General features: G+C 62.5%; 12 protein-coding genes and 1 tRNA gene. 1 reads left to right on the top strand and 12 read right to left on the bottom strand.

The genetic code is table 11. The annotated features are described in order from the left end of the window. Positions 1-225: 225 nt before the first annotated feature. Positions 226-744: a dihydrofolate reductase family protein gene (locus tag K678_RS14475; RefSeq protein ID WP_021133217.1), complete on the bottom strand. Its 519-nt coding sequence runs from the start codon at positions 742-744 to the stop codon at positions 226-228. An 11-nt stretch (positions 745-755) separates the two neighbouring features. Next, complete coding sequence (locus K678_RS14470; RefSeq protein WP_021133216.1) at positions 756-2,525, bottom strand: HD family phosphohydrolase; 1,770 nt, start codon at positions 2,523-2,525, stop codon at positions 756-758. Positions 2,526-2,688: 163 nt separating this feature from the next. Here K678_RS14470 and K678_RS14465 point away from each other — a divergent pair, with 163 nt between their 5' ends. Next, positions 2,689-4,212: a UbiD family decarboxylase gene (locus tag K678_RS14465; RefSeq protein ID WP_021133215.1), complete on the top strand. Its 1,524-nt coding sequence runs from the start codon at positions 2,689-2,691 to the stop codon at positions 4,210-4,212. Between the two features lie 242 nt (positions 4,213-4,454). Here the strand turns inward: K678_RS14465 and K678_RS14460 are convergent, their stop codons facing one another. From K678_RS14460 to K678_RS18345, 10 genes are all read right to left on the bottom strand, one after another. Then, complete coding sequence (locus K678_RS14460; RefSeq protein ID WP_039853361.1) at positions 4,455-8,951, bottom strand: DNA-directed RNA polymerase subunit beta'; 4,497 nt, start codon at positions 8,949-8,951, stop codon at positions 4,455-4,457. A 72-nt stretch (positions 8,952-9,023) separates the two neighbouring features. Continuing rightward, the gene (gene rpoB, locus K678_RS14455; protein ID WP_021133213.1) at positions 9,024-13,199 is read right to left on the bottom strand and encodes a DNA-directed RNA polymerase subunit beta; all 4,176 of its coding nucleotides are present in this window, start codon (positions 13,197-13,199) and stop codon (positions 9,024-9,026) included. 237 nt (positions 13,200-13,436) lie between these two features. Beyond that, entirely contained in the window at positions 13,437-13,808 is a 372-nt protein-coding gene (rplL, locus tag K678_RS14450) for a 50S ribosomal protein L7/L12 (protein ID WP_021133212.1), read from the bottom strand. Positions 13,809-13,856: 48 nt separating this feature from the next. After that, on the bottom strand, positions 13,857-14,372 hold the full coding sequence (gene rplJ / locus K678_RS14445) for a 50S ribosomal protein L10 (protein WP_021133211.1): 516 nt from the start codon (positions 14,370-14,372) through the stop codon (positions 13,857-13,859). 360 nt (positions 14,373-14,732) lie between these two features. Next, the gene (rplA, locus tag K678_RS14440; protein ID WP_021133210.1) at positions 14,733-15,428 is read right to left on the bottom strand and encodes a 50S ribosomal protein L1; all 696 of its coding nucleotides are present in this window, start codon (positions 15,426-15,428) and stop codon (positions 14,733-14,735) included. 4 nt (positions 15,429-15,432) lie between these two features. Next, positions 15,433-15,861, bottom strand: coding sequence for a 50S ribosomal protein L11 (gene rplK, locus K678_RS14435; RefSeq protein ID WP_021133209.1), 429 nt, complete (start codon positions 15,859-15,861; stop codon positions 15,433-15,435). Between the two features lie 158 nt (positions 15,862-16,019). Further along, positions 16,020-16,553 carry a transcription termination/antitermination protein NusG gene (gene nusG, locus K678_RS14430; RefSeq protein ID WP_021133208.1) on the bottom strand — a complete coding sequence of 178 codons (534 nt, stop codon included), beginning with the start codon at positions 16,551-16,553 and terminating at the stop codon, positions 16,020-16,022. 6 nt (positions 16,554-16,559) lie between these two features. Next, a complete protein-coding gene (gene secE / locus K678_RS14425) occupies positions 16,560-16,757 on the bottom strand; it encodes a preprotein translocase subunit SecE (protein WP_021133207.1) in 198 nt (65 codons plus the stop codon). Between the two features lie 49 nt (positions 16,758-16,806). Continuing rightward, positions 16,807-16,882: transfer RNA gene (locus tag K678_RS14420), tRNA-Trp, on the bottom strand. A gap of 75 nt (positions 16,883-16,957) precedes the next feature. Next, positions 16,958-17,100, bottom strand: a 143-nt coding sequence (locus K678_RS18345; protein WP_021133206.1) for an EF-Tu C-terminal domain-related protein, incomplete at its 5' end; no start/stop codon positions are given.

Here is a 17,100-nt window from a genome sequence, read left to right as displayed (position 1 = left end):
ATCATCTGCGCCCCGCCATAGGCGAGCAGAGCCAGCAAGGCGAACACGACTGGAATCAGAGCCAAATCCCACAGATTGGGCTTCAGATCGGGCGACACCGCGACCTTGGGAAGGCTCCATCTCATGCTGGGATACTCAAGGCTGGAGGGTTGCGGGGTTGTCATAGCCTGCCACCCTCCCCCTGTCCAGACGGGAAACGATGACGAAATCGTGACCTCGTCCGCCCTACCCCGCCCGGTAGCTGAGACGGACGACGCCGTCCGGATAAACCTTGCTGGTCAGCAGGGTCAGACGGGTGGCGATCTCGCTCGGCACGAACAGCGCGCGGCCATCGCCCAGCAGCAACGGCACGACGAACAGGTCAAGGTAATCGATCGCGCCAAGGTCGAGAAAAGCGCGGATCGCCTTGCCGCCGCCCACCACCCAGACATCACCGTCCGCGCTCTGGCGCAGATCGTCGGCCAACATCGCCAGATCGCCCAGCCACGGCTCGACCCCGTCCGGGGCAGTGTCGATCGTCCGGGAGGTCACCACCAGGCAGCGCCGCCCGCCATAGGGCCAGCCGCCACCGGCGCGGTTGGCCTCATAGGTCGAGCGCCCCATCACCAGGGTTCCGATTCCAGCCAGGAACGCCTCGGCCCCGTCGGACAGGCTGGGATAGGCCGCCAGCCACGCGACCGACCCGTCCCGATCCGCGATAAAGCCATCGACGCTGGCGGCGAGATGGGCGCGCAGGCTGGCCATATCGGCCCGGATCAGGCCGACGCGGGCAGCAACGCGGCGAGATCGACGCGATCGACCTGCTCGGGCCGCAGATACTCGTCGGCATAGCGCCGCCACACCCCCGAGCGCAGGAACAGAAGCCACAGATCGGGGTCGATATGCTGGTCCTTGGCCATGAACGACATGATCTTCAGGGATTCGGACAAGGTCTTTGGTTTTTTGTAGGGGCGGTCGGCGGCGGTCAGCGCCTCGAAAATATCGGCAATCGCCATCATCCGGGCAGGCAGAGACATCTGCTCGCGGGTCAGACCACGCGGATAGCCGGTACCGTCCATCTTCTCGTGATGCCCCCCGGCCCATTCCGCCACCCGCGCCAAATTGCGCGGGAACGGCAATGCCTTCAGCATCAGGATGGTCTGGACGATGTGATCGTTGATCTTGAAGCGGTCCTCGGCGGTCAGGGTACCGCGTCCGATGCACAGATTGTAGATTTCACCCAGATCGTAGCGGTTTTCCAGCGGCAACAGCTTGAAGCCCTCGGCCTCGTAGCGGGCGATATCGACCGGGGCCTCGTGCGGGATCTTGTGCCACGGCTGATCGGCCAGCAGAGATTCCACCGCAGGTGCCAGCGTCGGCGCGGCGGGACGGCGGCGCAATTCGTCGATCGACAGGCCCAGCCGGTCGTCCAGGGTGCGGGTCCAGGTTCCGGCGGCAATCGCCTTCAGGCGCTCGACCCTCTCGGGGGCCATGAACTCGCCGCCGACATTGCACTCAGCGACGAAAGCGAAATCGTCATCGAGCCGGGCCAGGGTCTCGTCGCGGCGGCGGGTCAGCACCTCCGGCGCTTCGGTCCCGGCCAGCAGCCCGTCGAGGCAGGCAATCACCGCCTCGCGCTTGGCAACCTCAAACCGCATCCGCACTTCGTGGATGCGGTTATAGATCGTCTCCAGCTTGGTGGCCTTATCGACGATGTATTCCGGGGTGGTGACCTTGCCGCAATCGTGCAGACCGGCGGCGATCTCCAGTTCGTACCACTCGTCCTCGGTCAGCGAGAAATCGGCGAACGGCCCCTCTTTCGCCTCGCAGGCGGCCTGGGCCAGCATGAAAGTGACCGCCGGGACCCGATGGCAATGGCCGCCGGTATAGGGGCTTTTGGCGTCGATCGATCCGGCGATCACCGAAATGAAGCTTTTGAACAGAGTCCGCTGCGCCTCGATCAGGCGCTGATTGTCGAGCGCCACCGCCGCCTGACTGGCCAGCGCCTCGATCAGCGGCACGATGTCATCGCCAAAGGCGATCACCTGATTGGCCTCGTCGCGGGCGTTGATCAATTGCAACACCCCGATCATCTCGCCTTCGTAATTCTTCAAGGGAACGGTCAGGAACGATTTCGAGCGATAGCCGGTACTGTGGTCAAAGCTCTTGGTGCCGGAAAAATCGAAGCTATCGACGTGATAGGCGTCGGCGATGGTGATCGTCGTCCCGGTCAGGGCACAGTGGCTCGACACATTGCGATGATTGGGGGCGCCGTCATCGTCATGCAGCTTCAGCGGGGGAAACGGGATCGCCTTGCCGGTGGTGCCGCCCATCGCGATGTCGAGGGTATCATTCAGCATGATCTCGAACCGCAGGGCGTCTTTGTCTTCGGTGACGAGGTACAGCGTACCGCCATCGGCATTGCACATGCCTTTGGCACCCTGGAGAATTTTCTCCATCAGCCGATTGTGATTACGCTCGGCCGAGAGGGCGATGCCCAATTCGATCAGAACGCGATATCGCTGCTCTTTCTGAACCACAGCCATGACGCCGCTTCAACCCCGGATTGGATGAGCCCTTCCCCTTTAGGATAGTACAAGCAAATCGTTTCCCCGTGAAGCAGGCGCGCGCGCGAAGGCTGGGGCTTGACGGGGACCTCGGTTCCGTCGTCCCCTTAAAGCCGCCCGAGCCTGCCGGAGACCTGAGTGAATGCCCTACGAATCATTGCGTGAATTCATCCAACGCCTGGAAGAGACCGGCCGCCTGCGCCGGGTCCGGGCCCCGGTGTCGGCGCATCTCGAAATGACCGAGATTCAAACCCGTCTGCTCGCCGAGGGCGGACCGGCGGTGCTGTTCGAAAACGTGCTGAAGCCGGATGGCTCGCGCTACGACATGCCGGTGCTGGTCAATCTGTTCGGCACGGTCGAACGGGTCGCCTGGGGGATGGATCGCGAGCCGTCGCAATTGCGCGAGGTCGGCGAGACGCTGGCCTTCCTGAAACAACCCGAACCGCCGGGCGGCCTGCGCGAGGCGCTGGGCCTGCTGCCGCTGGCCCGACAGGTGATGGCGATGCGTCCGCGCACCGTCGGCGCCGCGCCGTGCCAGGAAGTCGTGCTGACCGGCGATGCCGTCGATTTGACCCAATTGCCGATCCAGGGCTGTTGGCCGGGCGAACCCGCCCCGCTGATCACCTGGCCGCTGGTGGTGACCCGCGGTCCCAGCGCCGAGGGTGCCGACCACGATTCCCGCGACGATTACAATCTCGGCATCTACCGGATGCAGGTGACCGGCCGCAACACCACCCTGATGCGCTGGCTGAAACATCGTGGCGGGGCGCAGCATTACCAGCGCTGGGCGGCGAAGAAGCACGAGCCGCTGCCGGTGGCGGTGGTGATCGGGGCCGATCCCGGCACCATCATTGCGGCGGTGACTCCGGTGCCGGAAACCCTGTCGGAATACCAGTTCGCCGGATTGTTGCGCGGGCGCAAGGTCGATCTGGTCGAATGCCGCACCGTGCCGTTGAAGGTTCCGTCCGAGGCCGAGATCGTGCTCGAAGGCCATGTCATGCTCGACGAGTATGGCGACGAAGGCCCCTACGGCGACCATACCGGCTATTACAATTCGGTCGAAAAATTCCCGGTGTTCCGGGTTTCGGCGATCACGATGCGGCGCAACCCGATCTATCTCTCGACCTTCACCGGACGGCCGCCGGATGAGCCGAGCGTGCTGGGCGAGGCGCTGAACGAAGTGTTCATCCCGCTGCTGACCCAGCAATTCCCCGAGATCGTCGATTTCTGGCTGCCGCCTGAAGGGTGCAGCTATCGCATCGCCGTCGTCTCGATCAAGAAGGCCTATCCCGGCCACGCCAAGCGGGTGATGTTCGGCATCTGGTCGTTCCTGAAACAGTTCATGTACACCAAGTTCGTCATCGTCGTGGATGCCGAGATCAATGTCCGCGACTGGAAGGACGTGATGTGGGCGGTCAGCACCCGGATGGACCCCGCCCGCGACATCACCGTCGTCGAGGGAACCCCGATCGATTATCTCGATTTCGCCAGCCCCGAATCCGGCCTGGGCGGCAAGATCGGGCTTGATGCCACCAACAAGCTGCCGCCCGAGACTCACCGCGAATGGGGCGTCACCTTGCGGATGAGCGATGACATCATCGAGCAGGTCACCAAACGGTGGAGCGAATACGGCCTGCCCGGCTCGGGCACGCCGATCTGGAAGTAAGGGTTTTGAGTTTCTCCGATTTCGACGGTATCGCCGTTTAGGACCGTCACCCCCGGGCTTGACCCGGGGGTCAGCCAAGACGGGTCGGCTGTTTCCGTGTAACCCGGACAAATTGAACCGGGGAAAAGTACACTGAGGCCAAAGGCCGAAGGACTTTTTCACGACCGACTAACCCCGCAACGAAAAACCCCCGCCTCGGTGACCCGAGACGGGGGTTTTCTCTGTTCGTCGTCCGAAACCGATTACTCGGCGGCGGGCGGCGGTTCGGTGGTGGCCTGCGAGATCGCGGCCGTCGCGATCTGTTCGGCACCGACATCGGCCTCGACCGCCATATCGCGATCGCGCTTGGCAGCGATCTCGCGCAGACGGTTCATCACCGCGCCGGTACCGGCGGGGATCAGACGACCGACGATGACGTTTTCCTTCAACCCGTTCAGGGTATCGACCTTGCCGGACACCGCCGCCTCGGTCAGCACGCGGGTGGTCTCCTGGAACGAGGCCGCCGAGATGAAGGAATGGGTCTGCAACGACGCCTTGGTGATGCCTTGGAGCACCGGGGTCGCCGAAGCGGGACGCCCGCCCTCGCGGATCGACTTCGCGTTCTCGATGTCGAACTCGGTGCGATCGACCTGTTCGCCGACCAGAAGGGTGGTGTCGCCGGGCTCGGTGATCTCGACCTTTTGCAGCATCTGGCGAACGATCACCTCGATGTGCTTGTCGTTGATCTTCACGCCCTGGAGACGATAGACCTCCTGGATTTCGTTGATCAGGTACTGGGCCAGCGCCTCGACACCCATCACCTTCAGGATGTCGTGCGGCACCGGATTACCGTCCATCAGCGGATCGCCGCGGCGGACGTAATCGCCTTCCTGCACCGAGATGTGCTTGCCCTTCGGGATCAGGTATTCGACCGGATCGCCATCCTCGGGCACGACGAGAATACGGCGCTTGGACTTGTAATCCTTGCCGAATTCGACGCGACCGTCGATGTCGGAGATGATGGCGTGATCCTTGGGCTTGCGCGCTTCGAACAACTCGGCGACACGCGGCAGACCGCCGGTGATGTCACGGGTCTTCGAAGATTCACGCGGGATACGCGCCAGCACGTCACCGGCGTTGACCTTGCTGTTGTTCTCGATCGACAGAATGGCATCGACCGACATGAAGTAGCGGGCTTCCAGACCGTTGGCCAGCACCACTTCCTCGCCCCGCTCGTCTCTGAGCGTGATACGGGGACGCAGATCGGCACCACGCGGCTGCTGCTTCCAGTCGATGACCACCTTGCTGGCGATGCCGGTGGCTTCGTCAACCACCTCACGCATCGACAGACCTTCGATCAGATCGACGTAGTGAATGACACCAGCCCGCTCGGTGATGATCGGCAGGGTGTAGGGGTCCCACTCGGCCAGCTTGGTGCCCTTGGTAACGACCTGTCCCTCATCGACCAGCAGCTTGGCACCATAGGGCACGCGGTGACGGGCGCGTTCGCGATGGTTGGCGTCATACAACGCCACTTCGCAATTGCGGCTCATCACGATGCTCGAGCCGCTCGAATTGACGACGAGGTTCCGGTTGATGACCTGAACCGTCGCGTCGATCGAGGATTCGATGCTCGACTGCTCGGCACCGCGCTGCGCGGCACCACCGATGTGGAAGGTACGCATGGTGAGCTGGGTACCCGGCTCGCCGATCGACTGGGCGGCGATAACACCGACCGCTTCGCCGACATTGACCTTAGTGCCCCGGGCCAGATCGCGACCGTAGCAGGCGCCGCAAACGCCTTCTTCGGAATCGCAGGTCAGGACCGAGCGGATCGAGACGGTTTCGATCCCGGCGGACTCGATCTGCTCGACCGCGTTCTCGTCGATGATGACCGCGGCGGGGACGATGACCTCGCCGGTGGCCGGATTGACGATATCGCGGGCGGCGGAACGGCCGAGGATCCGTTCACCCAGCGAGGCGATCACTTCGCCACCTTCGATCACCGGGGAAACGGTGAGGCCGTTGGTGGTGCCGCAATCGTCTTCGCAAATGATCGCGTCCTGAGCGACGTCGACGAGACGACGGGTCAGGTAACCCGAATTCGCGGTCTTCAGCGCGGTATCGGCCAGACCCTTACGGGCACCGTGGGTGGAGTTGAAGTACTCCAACACGGTCAGGCCTTCTTTAAAGTTCGAGATGATCGGCGTCTCGATGATTTCACCCGACGGCTTGGCCATCAGACCACGCATACCGGCGAGCTGCTTCATCTGAGCGGCCGAACCACGAGCACCGGAGTGAGCCATCATGTAGATCGAGTTGATCGGCTTTCCGGGCGCCTGGCTCGAAATCTGCTTCATCATCGCGTCGGCGACGTCGTCGGTGCACTTTGACCAGGCATCGACGACCTTGTTGTACTTTTCGCCCTGGGTGATCAGACCGTCCTGGTACTGCTGCTCGTATTCCTTGACCTTGTCTTCGGTCTCGCCGACCAGCTGTTCCTTTTCCGGCGGAATGACGAGATCGTCCTTGCCGAAGGAAATGCCGGCCTTGAAGGCGTTGGAATAGCCGATGCCCATGATGCGGTCGGCAAAGATCACCGTCTCTTTCTGACCGCAATGGCGGTAGACGACGTCGATGACGTTCTGGATTTCCTTCTTGGTCAACAGACGGTTGATCAGCGAGAAGGGAACGTTCTTGTTCTTCGGCAGGATCACTGACAGCATCATCCGGCCCGGGGTCGTATCGACGATCCGGGTCACCGGGTTGCCTTCGCTATCGACGGTGTCGTAGCGGGCCTTGATCCGGGAATGCAGGGTGATGGTCTTTGCCGTCAGCGCTTCCTCGATCTCGGCCATGTTGACGAAGACGGGGACGCGATAGAGCAAAGCGCGACCGTCCTTCACCGCCGCTTCGGCCTCTTCGGGCGTGGCGAAGGTCAAAGCGGTGCCGGGCTTGGCGACGTTGAACAGACGCAGGTGACCGCTGGCCAGACCGGCGGCGAGCGCGTCACGCGACGAGACGTTGACACGCAGATGCGCGGTGACGTCGCGGCGGGCGATGCGGTCGAGCAGGCCGTCGAGATCGGTGGTGTCGATCGGGCTGGACGGCTCGGTCGGGCAATAGAACAGGATCGAGTTGTTGTCGAGCGCGCCCCGCAACTCTTCGACCGTGCGGATCTTCAGCGCCTGACCGGGCATTTCGTCCCGATCCATCGTGATGTAGTAGATACCGAGAACGATATCCTGCGACGGCACGATGATCGGCTTGCCGTTGGCGGGCGAGAGGATGTTGTTGGTCGACATCATCAGCACGCGCGCTTCAAGCTGGGCTTCCAGCGAGAGCGGCACGTGAACCGCCATCTGATCGCCGTCGAAGTCGGCGTTGAAGGCGGTGCAAACCAGCGGATGCAGCTGGATCGCCTTACCTTCGATCAGGGTGGGCTCGAACGCCTGGATGCCCAGACGGTGCAGCGTGGGGGCGCGGTTGAGGAACACCGGGTGTTCGCGGATCACCTCTTCCAGGATGTCCCACACCTCGGGACGTTCCTTTTCCACCATCCGCTTGGCCGCCTTGATGGTGGTGGCCATGCCGTACAGTTCGAGCTTGGAATAGACGAACGGCTTGAACAGCTCCAACGCCATCTTCTTGGGAAGACCGCATTGGTGCAGTTTCAGTTCGGGACCGACGACGATCACCGAACGGCCGGAATAATCGACGCGCTTACCGAGTAGGTTCTGACGGAAGCGGCCCTGCTTGCCCTTCAGCATGTCGGACAGCGACTTCAGCGGCCGCTTGTTCGCGCCGGTGATGGCGCGGCCGCGACGGCCGTTGTCGAACAGGGCGTCGACCGCCTCCTGCAACATCCGCTTTTCGTTGCGGACGATGATCTCGGGGGCGCGCAGTTCGATCAGCCGCTTCAGACGATTGTTGCGGTTGATGACGCGACGATAGAGGTCGTTCAGATCCGAGGTGGCGAAGCGGCCGCCATCAAGCGGAACCAGCGGGCGCAGTTCCGGCGGAATGACCGGAATCACTTCCAGGATCATCCATTCCGGGCGCGAGCCGGATTCAAGGAAGGCCTCGACCAGCTTCATCCGCTTGACCAGCTTCTTGCGCTTGGCCTCGGAGGTGGTTTCCTTGAGGTCGATCTTGAGCTGGGCCTTCTCGGCCTCCAGATCGATCACCGACAGCATGTCACGGATCGCTTCCGCGCCGATCTTGGCGGTGAAGGCGTCCTCGCCGAACTCGTCGACGGCGCGCATGTACTGCTCTTCGGTCAGCAGCTCACGCAGCTTCAGCGGCGTCAGACCCGGCTCGACCACGACGTAATTCTCGAAATAGAGAATCCGTTCCAGGTCCTTCAGGGTCATGTCGCACAGCAGACCGATGCGGGACGGCAGCGACTTCAGGAACCAGATGTGGGCGACCGGGCTGGCCAGCTCGATATGGCCCATGCGCTCGCGCCGGACCTTGGCCAGCGTCACTTCGACGCCGCACTTCTCGCAGATGATGCCGCGATACTTCATCCGCTTGTACTTGCCGCACAAGCATTCGTAATCCTTGATCGGCCCGAAGATGCGGGCGCAGAACAGGCCGTCGCGCTCGGGCTTGAAGGTACGATAATTGATCGTCTCGGGCTTCTTGATCTCGCCGAACGACCAGGAGCGGATGCGCTCGGGCGAGGCGATGGAAATCCGGATCTGGTCAAAGGTGGGGGTAGAACCACCCTGACCGAAGATCTTCATAAGTTCGTTCATCGACATGCTCCCGTGTGACCTTGTCGGGGGGCGGCGGAGGCGCCGGGGCACCCCCGCCACAGGTCGTATCGGTTAGAAATCCCGTTGAGTCAGTTCAACGTTGAGGCCAAGCGAGCGCAGTTCCTTGACCAACACGTTGAACGATTCGGGGATGCCCGCTTCGAAGGTTTCGTCGCCACGGACGATCGCCTCGTAAACCTTGGTGCGGCCGGACACGTCGTCCGACTTCACCGTCAGCATTTCCTGAAGCGTATAGGCAGCACCGTAGGCCTCCAACGCCCAGACTTCCATTTCACCGAACCTCTGGCCACCGAACTGGGCCTTACCGCCCAACGGCTGCTGAGTAACCAGCGAATAGGGTCCGATCGAACGGGCGTGGATCTTGTCGTCGACCAAGTGGTGCAGCTTCAGCATGTAGATGTAGCCGACCGTGACCTTACGATCGAACGGCTCGCCGGTGCGACCGTCGATCAGGGTGACCTGACCCGAGGTCGAGCGGTTGGCCTTGGTCAGCATCTCGACGATGTCGCTTTCGCGGGCACCGTCGAACACCGGGGTCGCGATCGGCACGCCGGGCCGCAGGTTGTTGGCGAGTTCAAGAATCTCGGCGTCGGGCAGGTCGGTAATCTCGTCGTTGAAGATCACCTCGCCATAGACGTCCTTCAGCTTGTCGCGCAGATCGGGCAACGACGCATTGCTGCGGCGAACCTGATCGAGCACGTCGCCGATCTGCTGGCCGAGACCGGCACAGGCCCAGCCCAGATGGGTCTCGAGAATCTGACCGACGTTCATGCGCGACGGCACGCCCAACGGGTTCAGAACCAGATCGACCTGACGGCCGTCCTCGAGATAAGGCATGTCTTCCAGCGGCATGATCCGCGAGATGACGCCCTTGTTGCCGTGACGACCGGCCATCTTATCGCCGGGCTGAAGCTTGCGCTTCACCGCAACGAACACCTTGACCATCTTCATCACGCCGGGCGGCAGTTCGTCGCCACGCTGGAGCTTTTCGACCTTGTTCTCGAACCGCTCCTGGAGCTTCTCGACCTGCTGGTCGAACGCCCGCTTCAACTGCTCGACATCGGCCATCACCGCATCGTCTTCGATGGCGATGTTGCGCCACGCGCTCGGATGCAGAGCGTCCAGGGTGGCGTCGTCGAGGACGACACCGGCACGGACACCGCGCGGACCGGACACGACCTTGCGGCCGTTGATCTGCTGCTTCAGACGGGCGAAGAACGAGCGTTCGAGAATGCCGCGTTCGTCGTCACGATCCTTGGCCAGACGTTCGATTTCCGAACGCTCGATCGCCAGGGCACGTTCGTCCTTCTCGACGCCACGGCGGGAGAAGACACGGACCTCAACGATGGTACCGGCAACACCCGGGGGCAGCCGCAGCGAGGTGTCGCGAACGTCGGACGCCTTTTCGCCGAAGATGGCGCGCAGCAGCTTTTCTTCCGGAGTCATCGGGCTTTCGCCCTTCGGCGTAACCTTGCCGACCAGAATGTCACCCGGCTTGACCTCGGCACCGATATAAACGATGCCGGCCTCGTCCAGGTTCTTCAGGGCTTCTTCACCGACGTTCGGAATGTCGCGGGTGATTTCTTCCTGACCAAGCTTGGTGTCGCGGGCCATCACTTCGAATTCTTCGATATGGATCGAGGTGAACACGTCGTCACGGACGATGCGCTCGGAGATCAGGATCGAATCTTCGAAGTTGTAGCCGTTCCACGGCATGAAGGCGACGAGCACGTTCCGACCCAGCGCCAGCTCGCCCAACTGGGTCGAGGGGCCGTCGGCGATGATGTCGCCCTTCTGAATCAGATCACCGACCTTCACCAGCGGACGCTGGGTGATGCAGGTGTTCTGGTTCGACCGCTGGAACTTCAGCAGGTTGTAGATATCGACGCCCGAGGCGGTCGCCTGGGTTTCCTCGGTGGCGCGGATCACGACGCGGGTCGCGTCAACCTGATCGACGATGCCGGTCCGACGGGCGGTGATCGCCGCGCCAGAATCGCGGGCCACCGCCTGCTCCATCCCGGTACCGACCAGCGGCGCTTCGGCGCGGATCAGCGGAACCGCCTGACGCTGCATGTTCGAACCCATCAGGGCACGGTTGGCGTCATCGTTTTCCAGGAACGGGATCAGCGCGGCGGCGACCGACACCAGCTGCTTCGGGCTGACGTCGATCATGTTGATTTCGGACGGGGGCACCATCACGAATTCACCGGCGCGACGGCACGAGACCAGATCGTCGGCGAAGCGGCCTTCGGCATTCAACTCGGAATTGGCCTGAGCGACGGTGTAACGTCCCTCTTCCATCGCCGAGAGATAGACGACATCGGTGGTGACGACGCCATCGACAACCTTGCGGTACGGGGCTTCGATGAAGCCGTACTGGTTGACGCGGGCATAGGTCGCCAGCGAGTTGATCAGACCGATGTTCGGGCCTTCCGGCGTCTCAATCGGGCAGATACGGCCGTAATGGGTGGGATGAACGTCGCGGACTTCGAAGCCCGCGCGCTCGCGGGTCAGACCGCCCGGCCCGAGCGCCGACAGGCGGCGCTTGTGGGTGATTTCCGACAGCGGATTGGTCTGATCCATGAACTGCGACAGCTGCGAGCTGCCGAAGAACTCACGGACCGCCGCCGCCGCAGGCTTGGCGTTGATGAGGTCGTGCGGCATCACCGAGTCGATATCGACCGAGGACATCCGCTCGCGAATCGCCCGCTCCATCCGCAGCAGACCGACGCGATACTGATTTTCCATCAGCTCGCCGACCGAACGGACGCGACGGTTGCCGAGGTGATCGATGTCGTCGATCTCGCCCTTGCCGTCCTTCAGCTCGACCAGAACCTTGATCACGCCGAGGATGTCTTCCTTGCGCAGCACGCGCACGGTATCGGCCACCTCGGGGGTGTTGAGGCGCGAGTTCATCTTGACGCGGCCGACGGCCGACAGGTCATAGCGCTCGGAATCGAAGAACAGACCCTGGAACAGCGCCTCGGCGGTTTCCAGCGTCGGCGGCTCGCCCGGACGCATCACCCGGTAGATGTCGATCAGCGCTTCCTCGCGGCTCGAATTCTTATCGACCGCCAGGGTGTTGCGGATATAGGGACCGACATTGATGTGATCGATGGCGAGAACCGGCAGTTCGGTGATCCCCACCTTCTCCAGTTCGGCCACCAGAGCGGCGGTCAGTTCGTCGCCCGCCTCGGTGTAGATCTCGCCGGTGACCTCGTTGATGAGATCTTCGGCGACATACTGGCCGATCATGTCCTCGGGCGCGACCAGGATCTCGGTCAGACCGGCATCCTTCAGCTTGCGCCCGAAACGCGGAGTCATCTTGGTGCCGGCGTCGGCGACCTTTTCGCCGGTGGCGGCGTCGATCAGGTCGGAAACGAGCTTGACGCCCTTCAACCGCTCGGCGTCGAACACGGTCTTCCAACCGTTCGGGCCACGGGTGTAGATCACCTTCTCGTAGAAATACGACAGGATCTCTTCGGCGGTCATGCCCTGGACTTCACCGGGCTCGACAGCGCGGCTCTCGGCGGCACGGGCGGCGCGCAGACCGGCGCTAGCCTCCCCGTCCAACGCATAGAGCAGCGTGGTGACCGGCAGCTTGCGGCGGCGGTCGATGCGGACATAGACCTGATCCTTGGCGTCGAACTCGAAGTCCAGCCAGGAGCCGCGATAGGGAATGACGCGGGCAGCGAACAGATACTTGCCCGACGAATGGGTCTTGCCCTTGTCATGGTCAAAGAACACGCCCGGGCTGCGGTGCATCTGCGAAACGATGACGCGCTCGGTGCCATTGATGACAAAGGTGCCGTTCGACGTCATGAGCGGCATGTCGCCCATATAGACGTCTTGTTCCTTGATGTCGCGGATCGAGCGGGCGCCGGTATCCTCGTCGACATCCCAGACCACCAGCCGCAGCGTCACCTTCAGCGGCGCGGCGAAGGTCATGCCGCGCTGCTGGCATTCCTCGACGTCGTACTTGGGGGTTTCCAGCTCGTAGCGGACGAATTCCAGCGTGCCACGCTCGGAAAAGTCCTTAATGGGGAAGACGGACCGGAAGACCTCCTGGAGGCCGACACTGGCGCGGCTCTCGGGCAGCACGTCCATCTGGAGGAAGTGATCGTAGGAGCTTTTTTGCACCTCGATCAAATTCGGCATCGGCGCGACGGTCGGGATCCGCCCGAAGCTTTTGCGCACCCGCTTGCGACCCGTATAGGATTTAGCCATTGCCGCTCCTCGTCTTTTCGTCGGTATAGGCCCAACACACTAGCCGCCCGGGATCATCTGTCCCGGACCGCGTGCCGTTGGCACGCCGGCTCCTTGCGGAGCCTCATTCAACCGCCCCGTCTAAGGGCGGACCTTCCCGCCACCGGACCCGGTGACGGCGTCGTCATAATCCAGCGCCCAAGGGCCGGGAGGCGTTAAACGCATCCCGGCCCCCAGTACGTTCGCCAGAAAGCGATCCTACTTCACCTGCACCTTGGCGCCGGCTTCCTCGAGGACCTTCTTCAGCTTCTCGGCTTCGTCCTTGCTGACGCCGTCCTTCACCTGCTTCGGAGCGGCCTCGACGAGGTCCTTGGCTTCCTTCAGGCCCAGGCCGGTGATGGCGCGGACTTCCTTAATCACGTTGATCTTCTTGTCGCCGGCGTCGACGAGGATGACCTCGAACTCGGTCTGCTCTTCAGCAGCGGCGGCAGCGGCAACCGGGGCGGCGGCGGCGGCGACCGGAGCGGCGGCGGAAACGCCCCACTTCTCTTCGAGCAGCTTCGACAGCTCGGCGGCTTCGAGGACGGTCAGGGCCGACAGATCGTCAACCAGCTTGGCAAGATCAGCCATTTTCATACTCTCCTGAGATAAGCTTGAAACTTGGGATAAAAAGGGGGCTCACGCGGCGTCCTTGTCCGCCTTCGCCTTCAGAACCCGGGCCAACTGGCCCGCGGGCGCCTGAAGCACGCCGGCGATACGGGTGGCGGGAGTCGAGATCATGCCGACCAGCTTGGCCCGCAGCTCGTCGAGCGACGGCAGTTCGGCCAAAGCCTTCACGCCGTTGATGTCAAGACGCTGATTGCCCAGCGATCCACCAAGGATCTTGAGCTTATCGTTGGTCTTGGCGAACTCAACGGCGACCCGAGCGGCGGCAACCGGATCGCGCGAAACGGCGATGGCGGTCGGACCGACGAACAGGTCGTCAAGGTTCTCGAACTCGGTACCACCAAGGGCAAGCCTGGTGAGACGATTCTTGGTCACTTTGAAGCTGGCCCCGGCCGCGCGCATCTTGACGCGGAGGGAGGTCATTTCGGCAACCGTCAGGCCCTTGTACTGGGTGACGATGACGAGCCCGACTTCCCCGAGCGTCTCATGCAGCGACCCGACCCACTCTTTCTTCTGTGTCCGGTCCACGTTCGTCTCCAAACATCGAGCCGAACCCGGCCCGCCCGGGCTATCTTCAAGCCTTGAGGCGGCGGCTTCGGTTCATTGCCCAAGGCCCCTTCCGGTCGGACGAACCGTCCATCCAGGGCCGGTGGCCTGTCCCAGAAGCTTCAAGCCGTAAACCGGCGGGTTCCGTAACGGAGCCCCGACGGCACGTTCTTTCTTCTTCTGTCTCGGCAGGCGGGAAATCCCATCAAGCCTTGGCCGGAATGATCCGACGTCAGGCGCCTGCGGTCTTGGACAGGTGCGGGAAGCCGGTCTTTGCGGACCGACTTCCCATCCCCTTTCCTCGAAAGGAAAGGGAAACCTCATACGCCCGAAGGCGCGTCATCACACCACGATGGTGCCGGCATCCAGCTTGAGACCCGGACCCATCGTCGAGGACAGCGACACCTTCTTCAGATAGGTGCCCTTGGCGCCCTGCGGCTTGGCTTTGATGATCGCGTCGACAAAGGCGCGGATATTCTCAACCAGCTTGGCTTCGTCAAAGCTCGCCTTGCCGATACCGGCGTGGATGATACCCGCCTTCTCGACACGGAACTGAACCTGACCGGCCTTGGCCGCGCGCACCGCCTCGACGACGTTGGTGGTGACGGTGCCCAGCTTCGGGTTCGGCATCAGGCCGCGCGGCCCGAGAACCTTACCCAAACGGCCCACCAGACCCATCATGTCGGGGGTGGCGATGCAGCGGTCGAAATCCATCGTGCCGCCGTTAACGGTCTCGAAGAGGTCTTCGGCACCGACGATATCGGCACCAGCCTTCTTCGCTTCCTCGGCCTTGTCGCCCTTGGCGAACACGGCGACGCGGACGGTCTTGCCGGTGCCGTGCGGCAGTTCGATCACGCCGCGGACCATCTGGTCGGCATGGCGGGGATCGACGCCGAGATTGAGGGCGATTTCGATGGTTTCGTCGAACTTCGACTTCGCGTTCGACTTGACCAGCGCCACCGCCTCGGCGAGGGTGTAGAACTTGTCACGGTTGACTTCGGCGTAAGCCGCCTTCAGGCGCTTTCCTTCGCGTGCCATCTGCTTACTCCACAACCTTGAGGCTCATCGACTTCGCCGAACCGACGATCATGCTGCAAGCCGCGTCAACGTCATTGGCGTTGAGGTCCTGCATCTTCTTCTCGGCGATTTCGCGAATCTGAGCCATCGTGACCTGACCGACGGTGCCCTTGCCGGGGGTCTGCGACCCCTTGGCGATACCAGCGGCCTTCTTCAGGAAGAAGCTGACCGGCGGGGTCTTGGTCACGAAGGTGAAGGTACGATCGGAATAAGCGGTGATCACCACCGGAATCGGCATGCCCGGCTCGAGACCCTGGGTCTGAGCATTGAAAGCCTTGCAGAATTCCATGATGTTCAGGCCGCGCTGACCCAGCGCCGGGCCGATCGGCGGCGACGGGTTCGCCTTGCCGGCCGCGACCTGCAGCTTGATATAGCCTACAACTTTTTTTGCCATCTTAACGATCCTCTGTCTGTCACCAGAGGTGGCGGTGCGGCCTCAGGCTGGCCTCCCGCCCCCTTGACCCCAATTCCGGGACATCCGGAACGGGAACGAACAGGCTCGGGGCACCGCGTCGCGAATAACCGCGCTGCGATACCCCGAGCCTAAAAACTTCAGATCTTTTCGACCTGCGTGTACTCCAGTTCGACCGGAGTGGAGCGACCGAAGATCGACACCGCCACCTTGAGGCGGGCTTTTTCTTCGTCGACTTCCTCGACCAAACCGTTGAAGGAAGTGAACGGACCGTCGGACACCCGAACCTGTTCGCCAACCTCGAAGGTAATCGACGGCTTCGGACGCTCGACCCCGTCCTGAACCTGACGGATGATCCGCTCGGCCTCGGCTTCGGTGATCGGCACCGGACGGCCCTTGCCGCCCAGGAAGCCGGTGACTTTCGGCGTATTCTTGACCAGATGCCAGGTGTCGTCGGTCAGGTTCATCCGCACCAGCACATAGCCGGGGAAGAACTTCCGCTCCGCACTGACTTTGGTTCCGCGCCGGACTTCGACGACTTCCTCGGTCGGGACCAGGACCTTATCGAACAGATCGGCCATGCCCTTCTGTTCGGCCTGCTCACGAATCGACTGAGCAACCTTCTTTTCGAAGCCGGAATAGACGTGAATGACGTACCAACGTGCTGTCGACATACCCGTTCAACCTTTCAGACCGAACAGGAACTTGACGGTCGTGGCAAAAAACTGATCGACGATCAGGAAGAACGTGGCGGTGATCACCACCATCACGAACACCATGAGAGTCGAGATGACGGTCTCGCGGCGGGTGGGCCAGGTGACCTTTGCGATCTCCTGACGGACCTGCTTGAAAAAGAGGGCCGGGCTCGTTTTTGCCATGTCTCTTACAGTTGATGCCGCACGCTGGCGGAAGCCTGGGGGAACAGCGTGGCAGGAGTGGAGGGGCTCGAACCCCCAACCCCCGGTTTTGGAGACCGGTGCTCTACCAGTTGAGCTACACTCCTGCAGTCGCTGCCGTCCCGGATCGCCGGGGCGGCGGCTACGGCCCCCGGGTCTTACCGGAGGCCGCCCTTATACAGCTACTCGAGGACCTTGGCAACCACTCCCGCACCGACGGTACGACCGCCTTCACGGATAGCGAAACGCAGGCCCTGATCCATCGCGATCGGGGCGATCAGCACAACGCTCATCTTCACGTTGTCGCCCGGCATCACCATCTCGG

Origin of the sequence: Magnetospirillum fulvum MGU-K5, from assembly GCF_000442515.1 — a bacterium.
Lineage (GTDB): Bacteria > Pseudomonadota > Alphaproteobacteria > Rhodospirillales > Magnetospirillaceae > Phaeospirillum > Phaeospirillum fulvum_B.
This window is presented reverse-complemented; position numbering and strand designations above follow the sequence as displayed.

Bases quoted from the DNA above. Each gene is read 5' to 3' on its own strand.
- K678_RS14475 (WP_021133217.1), bottom strand. From the start codon at position 744: ATGGCCAGCCTGCGCGCCCATCTCGCCGCCAGCGTCGATGGCTTTATC.
- K678_RS14470 (WP_021133216.1), bottom strand. From the start codon at position 2,525: ATGGCTGTGGTTCAGAAAGAGCAGCGATATCGCGTTCTGATCGAATTG.
- K678_RS14465 (WP_021133215.1), top strand. From the start codon at position 2,689: ATGCCCTACGAATCATTGCGTGAATTCATCCAACGCCTGGAAGAGACC.
- K678_RS14460 (WP_039853361.1), bottom strand. From the start codon at position 8,951: ATGAACGAACTTATGAAGATCTTCGGTCAGGGTGGTTCTACCCCCACC.
- rpoB (WP_021133213.1), bottom strand. From the start codon at position 13,199: ATGGCTAAATCCTATACGGGTCGCAAGCGGGTGCGCAAAAGCTTCGGG.
- rplL (WP_021133212.1), bottom strand. From the start codon at position 13,808: ATGGCTGATCTTGCCAAGCTGGTTGACGATCTGTCGGCCCTGACCGTC.
- rplA (WP_021133210.1), bottom strand. From the start codon at position 15,428: ATGGCACGCGAAGGAAAGCGCCTGAAGGCGGCTTACGCCGAAGTCAAC.
- rplK (WP_021133209.1), bottom strand. From the start codon at position 15,861: ATGGCAAAAAAAGTTGTAGGCTATATCAAGCTGCAGGTCGCGGCCGGC.
- nusG (WP_021133208.1), bottom strand. From the start codon at position 16,553: ATGTCGACAGCACGTTGGTACGTCATTCACGTCTATTCCGGCTTCGAA.
- secE (WP_021133207.1), bottom strand. From the start codon at position 16,757: ATGGCAAAAACGAGCCCGGCCCTCTTTTTCAAGCAGGTCCGTCAGGAG.